Raw genomic sequence first — 10819 nt, 5'->3', positions numbered from 1 at the left:
CCTCGACCGGGGTGATCAGCCACATTTTCAGATTGATCAGCTTGAAGGCGCCGGTGACGGTCATCTGCTTGCCGGTGAGCGCCGAGGTGTCGATGCCCTCGAGCACGGCGGCCTTCATGGCGCGGTTGATGCCGGCGCCGGCATCCTGGTACTCGATCTGGTTCTTGAATGCGCCGAAGGCGATGTCGCCCGGGGCGTCGCGCAGATCGGTGCCGTTGATCGCCGGGCCGGTCTGGACCCGGATGCGGACCCCGTCGACGCCCTCGACCGCAACATCGTAGATCCCGCCCTTGCCCTCGCCGACGGTGCCGGTGAGGCGCACCGGCAGCACCGGCATGGCACCACCGGTGCCGTATTGCGCGGCGGCGGCCGCCTTGTCCTCGGCCAAGGCTGCGGCCAGCGTCGCCGCATCGACGGCGCGGGCGCTGATGTCCTTGCGGATGCGGGGGAACTGCTCGGCGCCGTAGGCATCGGGCGAGAAGCCGGCGACGCGGGTGTCCTGCTCGGAGCCGATGGTCACGACGGTGGTGTCGAGCGCCATCGCGGCCACCACGCAGAGCGCCACGGCGCCGAGGATCAGGCCCCGCCGTCCGACACGCGGTTTGATCGAAATCTCGCTGGCACTCATGCCCGTCGCTCCTCCCGTCTGGCCCCGTTCTCGGGGCCGGTTGATCCGTTGCGGGAGGGGGCCGGACGACTCCGGGCAAAGCCTCTCCGGCGGCCTTCGCGGGGCAAAGGCCGGGCAGCGGCGCCCGGATGAGATCCGATGTGGCCAGACCGGGGTCTGGGCCGTGATCCTCCCGTTTCGCGAGAGCCCCGGTGATCCGACGATTCTCCCGCTGCGACGCTGAACCCTATGTTTCGCCAACCTTTTCCTCCGAACGGTTGGCGAGGATGTTTGCGTCGCTGTCCTCACCTTAGATGAAATAAATTACGATGGAAGTAAAAAATTACACTCGACATGATGCGCCGCGCCGGTATGGTTGAGGGCGTTCCCTGGGTGTTGCCCGGTGGAATCGCCGCGTCGGCAGGAGGAGTCGGCGGCATCTGGAAAGGGAGGAGCGGCATGGCGCAGCGGCATTGCCCGGCCGGTCATACGCATCGCGAGGCGGTGCGGCATGGCTGAACGCGACATCATCATCGGCATCGACGCCGGGACCTCGGTCATCAAGGCGGTGGCCTTCACCCTGAGCGGGCGCCAGCTGGCGGCCTCGGCGGTGCCCAACCGCTATCTCGCGACGCCGGACGGCGCCGCGACGCAGGACATGGACCGCACCTGGACCGAATGCGCCGAGGCGCTGCGCGGGCTTGGCGACAAGATCGAGCAGCTCGCCGCGCGCACCGCAGCGCTGGCGGTGACGGGGCAGGGCGACGGCACCTGGCTCGTTGGGGCCGAGGATCGCCCGGTGGGCGACGCCTGGCTCTGGCTCGACGCCCGCGCCGCCGCCACCACCCGCGCGCTGGCGGCGCAGCCCGGTGACGCGGCGCGCTTCCACGCCACCGGCACCGCGCTCAACACCTGCCAGCAGGGGGCGCAGATGGCGCATATGCAGCGCCATTGCCCGGAGCGGCTCGACCGCGCCGAGGTGGCGCTGCACTGCAAGGACTGGCTCTATCTCAACCTCACCGGGGTGCGGGCGACCGACCCGTCGGAGGCGAGCTTCACCTTCGGGGATTTCCGCACCCGCGCCTATTCCGAGCTGGTGATCGAGGCGCTGGGGCTGAGCGCGCGCCGCCACCTGCTGCCGCAGATCGTCGATGGCAGCCAGTCCACCCATCCGCTGAGCGCGCAGGCCGCTGCCGCCACCGGGCTGGCCCAAGGCACGCCGGTGAGCCTTGGCTATGTCGACATGGTGATGACGGCGCTTGGGGCGGGGGTGCATACCGGAACGCCCGGGGCCGCCTGTTCGACCATCGGCTCGACCGGCGTCCACATGCAGGCGATGCGCGACGACGCGGTGACGCTGAACGGCACTTCGGGCTACGTCATCTGCCTGCCGGATACGCGCATGGTCACGCAGGTGCAGACCAACATGGCCGCCACGCTCAACATCGACTGGGCGCTGCGCGTCGCCGCCGACCTGATGAGCGAGACCGGCCACCCGCATGACTACGCCGACCTCGTGGCGCGGATCGACGGCTGGCTGGCGCGCTCGGAGCCGGGGCAGATCCTCTATCAGCCCTATGTCTCCGAGGCCGGCGAGCGCGGCCCGATGGTCAATGCCAATGCCCGCGCGGGGCTCGTGGGGCTTTCGGCGCATCACCGCTTTCCCGACATGATCCGCGCGGTCTGCGAGGGGCTGGGGATGGCGGCGCGCGATTGCTACGGCGCCATGGGCCAGCTGCCGCAGGAGCTGCGGCTCACCGGCGGGGCGGCGCGCTCGGCGGCGCTGCGCGGCATCCTAGCCGCCTCTGTTGGCGCGCCGGTGCGGGTCTCGGCCCGCGAGGAGGCCGGGGCCGCGGGCTGCGCGATGATGGCCGCCGTGGCGATCGGCGCCTATCCCGACATGACCGCCTGCGTCGCCGAGTGGGTGACGCCGCTCTTGGGCGAGGCCGAGGCGCCGGACCCGGCGCTCAGTGTCACCTACGCCTCGCTCTACCCGGTCTATGCCGGCGCGCGCGAGGCGCTCGAGCCGGTCTGGGATGGGCTGGCCGAGCACCGCGCGGCGCTGGCCGCCCCCACAGAGACCAAAGACGCGCCCAAACCGGCGCAGGGAGGAGCGTGAGATGACCCCTGAAGAGCTGGACATGTTCGTCATCGGCGGCGGCATCAACGGGGCGGGCTTCGCCCGAGACGCCGCCGGGCGTGGCCTTCGCGTGGCGTTGTGCGAGAAGGGCGATCTGGCCGAGGGCACCTCGTCACGCTCGGGCAAGCTGGTGCATGGCGGGCTGCGCTATCTCGAGTATTACGAGTTCCGGCTGGTGCGCGAGGCGCTGATCGAGCGCGAGGTCCTGATGACCGCCGCGCCGCACATCATTTGGCCGCTGCGCTTCGTGCTGCCGCACTCGCCGCAGGACCGCCCGGCCTGGCTGGTGCGGCTGGGGCTGTTTCTCTACGACCACCTCGGCGGGCGGCGCAAGCTGCCGGGCACCCGCACGCTCGACCTGCGCCGCGATCCGGAGGGCGCGCCGCTGCTCGACCGCTACACCCGGGGCTTCGAGTATTCCGACTGCTGGGTCGACGATGCGCGGCTGGTGGCGCTCAACGCGCTCGACGCCGCCGAGCGCGGCGCGCTGGTGCTGACCCGCTCACCCGCCATCTCGGCGCGGCGCGAGGACGGGCGCTGGCGCATCACCACGCAAAACAGCCTGACCGGCGAGACCCGCGAGTTCCTCGCCAAGTGCCTGGTCAACGCCGCCGGCCCCTGGGTGACCGACGTGCTCACCCGGGTGGCGGGCGCGAACTCGACCCGCAATGTGCGGCTGGTCAAGGGCAGCCACATCATCGTGCCGAAATTCTGGCAGGGGCCGCACAGCTACCTCGTGCAGAACGACGACAAGCGGGTGATCTTCATCAACGCCTACGAGGGTGACAAGGCGCTCATTGGCACCACCGACATCGCCTATGAGGGCCGCGCCGAGGATGTCGCCATCGACGAGGGCGAGATCGACTACCTGCTCGGCTGCGTGAACCGCTACTTCAAGGAGAAGCTGCGCCGCGAGGACATTCTCGAGACCTTCTCCGGGGTGCGGCCGCTCTTCGATGACGGCCAGGGCAACCCTTCGGCGGTGACGCGGGATTACGTGTTCGACCTCGACGAGACCGGCGGAGCGCCGCTCCTGAACATCTTCGGAGGCAAGATCACCACCTTCCGCGAGCTGGCCGAGCGCGGCCTGCACGAGATCGCCCATGTCTTTCCCAACATGGGCGGTGACTGGACCGAGGGCGCGACGCTGCCGGGCGGCGACATGCCCGGCGCGGATTTCGATGCCTTCCGCGAGACGCTGAAGGCGGAGTTTCCGTGGATGCCGCGCGACCTGCGCGAGTATTACGGCCGCCGCTACGGCACCCTGACCCGGCGCATTGCCGGCGCGGCGGAGGGGCTCGAGGGGCTGGGCCGGCATTTCGGCGCGCATCTCTACGAGGCCGAGGTGAGCTGGCTGGTCTCGAACGAATGGGCGATCACCGCCGAGGACATCCTCTGGCGCCGCACCAAGCACCGGCTAGACCTGACCGAAGCGGAAATCGCCGCCTTCACCGAGTGGTTCGACCGTGCCCACGCGGAGGCCGCGTGATGGCGCTGCGGCTTTCGCTGAATACCAACCCGCTGGTGAACCGCTTCGCCGAGCCGGCCGACCTGATCGATTGCGTGGCCCGCGATCTCAGGATCCGCGACCTGCAGCTGACGCATGAGTTTATCAACCCGTCCTGGCCGGCGCCGGTGATCCGGCGACTGACCCGCGAGATGGGCGCGGCGCTCGAGCGTACCGGCGTGCGGGTGACCTCGGGGATGACCGGGCCCTACGGGCGGCTCAACCATTTCGGCCACCCCGACCGCGACGTGCGGCGCTACTATGTCGACTGGTTCAAGAGCTTCGCCGACATCATCGCCGATCTCGGCGGCACGTCGGTCGGCACCCAGTTTGCCATCCTCACCTATCGCGAGCAGGACGATGCGGCGCGGCGCGAGGAGATGATCGACATCGCCATCGACTGCTGGGCCGAAGTGGCCGAGCACGGCCACGCGGCGGGGATCGACTATGTGTTCTGGGAGCCGATGAGCATCGCGCGCGAGTTCGGCGAGACGATCCCCGAATGCCTCGCGCTGCAGCGGCGGCTGAGCGCAGCGGGGCTGGCGATCCCGATGTGGATGATGGCCGATATCGATCATGGCGACGTCACCTCCGACGATCCGGCAGACTACGATCCCTATGCCTGGGCGCGGGCGGTGCCGAAGCTGTCGCCGATCATCCACATCAAGCAGAGCCTGATGGACAAGGGCGGCCACCGCCCCTTCACCGCCGCGTTCAACGCCAAGGGCAAGATCCAGCCCGAGCCGCTGCTGAGGGCCTTTGCCGAGGGCGGGGCGGAGGACAACGAGATCTGCCTCGAGCTGTCGTTCAAGGAGCGCGAGCCCAACGACCGCGAGGTGATCCCGCAAATCGCCGAGAGCATCGCCTTCTGGGCACCGCATATCGACACCGGCGCGGCGGAGCTGAAACTCTGACAGGGGGGCGCAACCGGGGCTTTTCCCGGACGCGCCCGGACTTTATCAAGATCGGACGTTATCAAGATCCGATCCATGCCGTCGGCCCGCGCCGACCCCGCCCGAAGGACGCCATGAACGACACCGACGAAACCCTCGCGATCCGCGCCGCCTGGATGCATTACGTGGGCGGGCTCACGCAGGCCAAGGTCGCCAAGCGGCTCGGGCTGCCCTCGGTCAAGGCGCATCGGCTGATCGCCAAGGCGGTGGCCGAGGGGCGGGTGAAGGTCTCGATCGAGGGCGACATCGTAGAATGCGTCGAGCTTGAGGCGCGGCTCTTCGAGGCCTACGGGCTGAAGCTCTGCGAAGTGGCCCCCGATATCGGAGAGGAGGGCCTGCCGCTCAGGGCGCTGGCGCTGGCCGGCGCGGCCTATCTCAGGCGGCAGTTCGAGGCCGGCGAGCATTCGGTGATCGGGCTCGGCCATGGCCGCACACTGGCCGAGATCACCCGGCAATTGCCGCGCATGGATGCCAAGGGGCTGAACTTCGTGTCGCTGCTTGGCGGGCTGACGCGGAATTTCTCGGCCAACCCGCATGACGTCATGCACCGGCTGGCGGAGAAGACCGGCGCGCGGGCCTATGTCATGCCGGTGCCGTTCTTTGCCAACACCGTCGAGGATCGCGAGGTGCTGCTGTCGCAGCGCGGCGTCGACGAGGTGTTCCGCATGGCGCAGGCGGCGACGCTGAAGATCGTCGGCATCGGCACCGCCACGGCGGACGCGCAGCTTGTCTCCTCGGGGATGATCGAGCCGGCCGAGATCGACGCCATCGCCGCCGCCGGGGCGCGCGGCGAGATGCTGGGGGATTTCTTCGATGCCGAGGGCAATGTGGTGGAAACCACGCTCTCGGCGAGAACCTTGGCGGTGGGCTACGATCCCGAGCGCGAAGAGGATATCGTTGCGGTCGCGGGCGGGCCGGACAAGGTCGAGGCGATCCGGGCGGTGTTGCGGTCAGGCCGTGTCGCCGGGCTGATCACCGACGAGCGGACGGCGCGCGCGCTTCTGGACTGACGCGGCCACGCGTCGCGACGCTTGGACCGAAGGACCGCCGCGCATGAAACGGGACGACCGCAGGCAGCAGATTCTCGATGCGCTGGTGCGAAAGGGCGCGGTGCAGCTCGACGAGCTGGCCGAGCAGTTCGCCGTGTCGAAGATGACCATCCACCGCGATCTCGACGATCTCGAGAGCGAAGGGCTGCTGCGCAAGATCCGCGGCGGCGCGACGATCGAGCCGGGCTCGCAGTTCGAGAGCGATTTCCGGTTCCGTCACCTGCAGGGGCAGGAGCTCAAGAGCCGCATGGCGCGCGCTGCGCTCGAGCGGGTCGAGCCGGGGATGACGGTGATGATCAATGACGGCTCCACCGCCACGGTGCTGGGCGAGATGCTGCTCGAGAAGCGGCCGCTGACGGTGATCACCAACAACGACGCGGTGATGGAGGCGTTGAAATCCGAGGCCGGGATGACGGTGATCGCGCTCGGAGGGCGCTATTCGCCAAAGTACAACGCGTGGGTCGGCCGCGTGACTGAGCGCGGGCTCTCGGAGCTGCGCGCCGATCTGGCCTTCATCTCGACCCCGGCGGCGGACGGGGCGCGGGTCTATCACATGGATGACGACATCACCCGGGTGAAGCGCGGCATGATGGATGCGGCGGCGCAATCGGTGCTGATGATCAATCACCTGAGGTTCGGTCAGACAGCGTTGCATGTGCTTGCCAATGTCTCGGAGTTCGCCGCGGTTGTGACGGATGCCACACCGCCCGACGAGCTGCGCGCGCAGATCGAGACGGCCAAGGTGGAGCTGGTCGTCGCGGGCGAAGGCTAGTGCGATCCCAGTGGTCCGGATGATCTCCCCGAGCCTATTGCATTCTGCCCGTAACTCCAGAGCCTCCGTCCGGAGGCCGGGACAGCGGCCATAAGGTTCATCGCAAGCCGGATCTTCATGAAGTCGGAGTAGAGGTAAATTCCCGCGCCGTAGTCCAGCGTTTCAGCGTGGCGACCTTCTCGCATGGCCTACCTCAGGGTAGCTCATTGTGTTGCGACCGCTCCGGAAGGCCTGGGACCGGGTCAAGTATATTATCTAAGGCACAGAGGAAGGCATGTGGACTACTAAGCGAGTTAAAATATAACATAATCGCCTCTTACACGTTTTTGAAGTACACACAGCTGGTTTAGGCGCCCGAGAAAAGCTAGGAGCGCGCCGCTTCGCGGTAGTAGATGATGTTTGCTGCTCGCTGTCTCTGGTGCAGTCGTTTGAACATTCTTAAGCGCTTGGCGAGGGCAAGATTGATCCCGAGGGTCAGATCTGGAGCGGGCGCTCTAGCGGTTTGTCGAGCACACCTGAGAAGCTCCCTGCCTGAATCTGGAGTCCACGTGCCTCTCGCTGAGCGAGATTGGACCGTGAGCCTGCTGCATCGACCGGAGCAGTGGCCGCGCCCAGAAACTTGGTGCCATCGTTGTGGAGAGCGTAGGCAAACCTGCCTCTGCCAAGAGCATGCTTTCCCAGCAGGAAGTCTGCACTGGATCGTCTCGGCATACAGCGACTTAAAGGTCGCCAAGAACATCACGCTCCTGCCAACTCGGTCGTTTTCGCCGTTGGGTAGTCGGCTCTGAACAACGCCTATGCGGCCATTTCCGGGTAGCGGCCATCGCCATGGACAGTGGCTGAGGGCCTCAGGACGTCGGCGATCCATGCGATGATCAGGGCCAAGAAAGCGCGGAGCCGGGCCAGGATCTTTCGGATGTTGTGCCCGCAGCCGCAGAGCACGGCGAAGATCGCGTCGCCGGAGGTTCCCTTCAGGGCGCAGCGTGGCAATGCGCGCGGCCCCCTTTGGATGGGGGCGCCGTCGACTTCAGATTATGTTGAAATCGTTAGCGGACAAAACTGGCGAGGTCACGCCGTCGTTTAGTGTCGCTAGCAAGATGGCGCCACCCGATAAGCCGTCGGCATCATAATAGAGAGCACCGGTTGTCGAGTTGTATAAAAAGTAGTCATCACCATCCGAAGCACTCGTGTCATCTACCGCAGCTCCGCTGACGAAGGAGGATCCGGGCAATGCACCCGCCACCAGAGACGTGAAGCCCGCCGCGTCCAGAACCAGCAAGTCTCCCTCGGTGCCGTCGAAGTCGGAAATCGCGTCTGGCCCTTCGGCTGGATCGTTGTAGACAAACTCATCCGCCCCGCCGTTGCCAGTCAGAATATCCGCACCGCCCGCACCGATTATGACATCGTCACCCTCGGTTCCGCTAATACTGTCGGAACCCACTCCTCCCTGCAGGGCTCCGCTGCTCACCAGTGAAAAGTTTAGTGTTTGTAGTGCGGTGAAATCATCATCGCCATCTGCAACCGCCACCTCCAAGGCAAGATTCGCATCATTTTCGAAACTGTCGCGGCGGACAAAACCGATGTCGACAATCTTCGCAACATCATTGTCGGGAGAATCCGGCGGTCCGAACGCCTGCGACTCTGTTGACGCGCCGGACGCTTCGCCGGTGACCGGGTTGAGATCGATACCGGTCCCGCTGAACCCGTTGGACGCGGTAAGAATCTGCATTCCGTAGATTTGATAGCCTTCTCCAACCAGATTGTAGTCGTTGCCCTCGATCACGACCACGCCGTCATTGTTGTCCAGCGTTCCGGTTAGTCCCAGTTCAGTCGGCAGAAGCGTTTCATCGAACTGATCGGTGTTTCGAACGATGTCCCCCGCTTCCACCACGACGACGCGGCTCGTAACGTCACCCTCCGGGTCGATCAGCTTCAGCAAGAACAGGAACCCCTCATCACCAACCCCGTCGAAGTAGGCATAAACATCGTCGGCACGCCCGTCCGGCCCAAATAGAGCTGTCGGGTCATCAACCGGATCATCTGGCGGGAAAGGATACCCGGCCCTCAAGACGGTTGGATCTTCGAGGAAGAAGTTCAGGTCCAGAATCTCGTCGTTCTGGATCGTATCGCCTGCCACCCCGTTTTGCGTTTGACTGGCTGTCACATAGGTTTGAGAAGCATTGAACAGTTCGCCTTCCACCCAAGAGGTGTCTCCATCTGCGGTAATGTTGACCGTGTTGGTTTCTTGGTCGCCGCGGAACTGTATCCAGAAATCATCCGCGAGCTTGGACACGATGACCTCAGGCTGCGAAGCAGCATTGCCTTCAAGATTGTACTCGTCCTTCGAGATCGTGCCTGCAGTGTTCACCACAGAGTAGCCCGAAAGGACATCGTCCAATGTTATCGTGTAGGTTCCCGCCACCTTGTCGAAGGTGATCGTTCCGGTGGCAGTGTCCGTTGCCAGTGTGTTCGGATTGAAGACGTAGTCGAAGGTAAAGGCGAAGGTTGCAAAACTGGCACTCTCGCTGTCCCATTCAACCGAGACATTCGTGATCGCATTGCTTCCGACGGTGCCGGACAGCCCATCGAGCGCAATCATGAAATCGGAGCTCGTTGCGCTGTATGACAGTCGTTCGTCAGCGCCCACCTTATATGCGAACATGCCAGTTCCGGATGTTCCCGAGAAAACGGAGTTCGACGTATTGATGATTAAGGGACCATCATCCTTGATGCGCAGTTCGATCTCATTAACCGATACCACGGTATCGGTGTCGCCGTCTCCGTCGGTGATGTTCTGACGAACATTGAGCGCGCCGCTGATCACGAGCACGTCGTCATACGCCGCAGCATCGGACCCGTCGACAAGATGTTCGAGCGTGATGTCGGCGACGCGCGTTGCTGTGATTTCACCTGTATTGGGATCGATCGTCACCGAGAAGGCCAGAGTGCCGCCGGCACCACCCTCGCGGCCTTCGATGGTCAGATTGTCGCCACTGACCAATAGTTCGATCTCATCGTCCGGATTATCGACAGCGTTCTTACCGGTAAGAAACAGACCGGTTTTGGTCCCGTCTACAGCGACAAAATCGTAAGTGACGGCTCCCGGGCCGTCCGCACCGTATTGAGGCGTCGCGAACAGATCCTGTACGGCTGCGGCCGAGATCACGAATGTGTTGGTCCCGCTGAGATCAGATTCGTCGACCGTAGCGACAAGCGCTGCCACCCCGGTCTTCGCCTCGACATCCGGACCATCATCCTCGAAGTCGATGGCCAGCGGGTCCTCGGAGACCGCGGTGTCGGTATCACCATCGCCGTCGACGATGTTCTGGCGTACGAAGATGTCCGCACCCAGCGACAGGCTGTCATCATGGTTGGTTGGATTGTCCGGCCCGTCGACAAGGTGCTCGAGCGTGGCCGAAGCCTCGCGCGTCACCGTGATCTCGCCGGTACCGCTGTCGATCGCCACGGTGAAGACCAGGGTGCCGCCGGCACCGCCCTCGCGGCCCTCGACCGTCAGGGCATCGACCACGACCAGTTCGATCTCCGCCCCCGCGCCGCCGGTCAGGTAGAGACCCGTGCCGGCGCCATCAGTGGCCACCAGCTCGTAATCAACCGAGCCCGGACCATCGGCACCGTATTGCGGTATCTCGAACAGCCCCGCCACATCCGCGGCCAAAATCGTGGCGCTGTTGATCCCGTCACCGTCACCCGCAGGCGCGGCCAGGGACTCGTCCAGCACCGCTCCAAGCGCTGCCACCCCGGTCTTCGCCTCGACATCCGGACCATCATCC

The 10819-nt window shown here is 65.3% G+C and carries 7 protein-coding genes and 1 pseudogene; 5 read left to right on the top strand and 3 right to left on the bottom strand.

The annotated features are described in order from the left end of the window. The coding region (locus AC6RA4_RS15515; protein WP_500161814.1) for a DUF2291 family protein at positions 1–628 on the bottom strand (628 nt) is incomplete at its 3' end. Between the two features lie 490 nt (positions 629–1118). Between AC6RA4_RS15515 and AC6RA4_RS15510 the strand changes: the two genes are divergently transcribed. The 5 genes from AC6RA4_RS15510 (at position 1119) to AC6RA4_RS15490 (ending at position 7028) form a co-directional block, all read left to right on the top strand. Further along, entirely contained in the window at positions 1119–2726 is a 1608-nt protein-coding gene (locus AC6RA4_RS15510; protein WP_500161812.1) for an FGGY family carbohydrate kinase, read from the top strand. A gap of 1 nt (position 2727) precedes the next feature. Beyond that, on the top strand, positions 2728–4236 hold the full coding sequence (locus AC6RA4_RS15505; protein WP_500161810.1) for a glycerol-3-phosphate dehydrogenase: 1509 nt from the start codon (positions 2728–2730) through the stop codon (positions 4234–4236). After that, on the top strand, positions 4236–5168 hold the full coding sequence (locus AC6RA4_RS15500) for a sugar phosphate isomerase/epimerase family protein (RefSeq protein WP_500161808.1): 933 nt from the start codon (positions 4236–4238) through the stop codon (positions 5166–5168). Before AC6RA4_RS15505 ends, AC6RA4_RS15500 begins: the two co-directional genes overlap by 1 nt. Positions 5169–5281: 113 nt before the next feature. Continuing rightward, the gene (locus tag AC6RA4_RS15495) at positions 5282–6217 is read left to right on the top strand and encodes a sugar-binding transcriptional regulator (protein ID WP_500161806.1); all 936 of its coding nucleotides are present in this window, start codon (positions 5282–5284) and stop codon (positions 6215–6217) included. Positions 6218–6260: 43 nt separating this feature from the next. Next, the gene (locus tag AC6RA4_RS15490) at positions 6261–7028 is read left to right on the top strand and encodes a DeoR/GlpR family DNA-binding transcription regulator (RefSeq protein ID WP_500161804.1); all 768 of its coding nucleotides are present in this window, start codon (positions 6261–6263) and stop codon (positions 7026–7028) included. 795 nt (positions 7029–7823) lie between these two features. Here the strand turns inward: AC6RA4_RS15490 and AC6RA4_RS15485 are convergent. Then, positions 7824–8018: pseudogene (locus tag AC6RA4_RS15485) on the bottom strand (hypothetical protein); the annotation flags it as partial. Between the two features lie 37 nt (positions 8019–8055). Next, a partial coding sequence (locus AC6RA4_RS15480) for a DUF5801 repeats-in-toxin domain-containing protein (protein ID WP_500161802.1) occupies positions 8056–10819 on the bottom strand: 2764 nt, incomplete at its 5' end.

The sequence above is a fragment of the Salipiger sp. genome, assembly GCF_059781815.1.
This window is presented reverse-complemented; position numbering and strand designations above follow the sequence as displayed.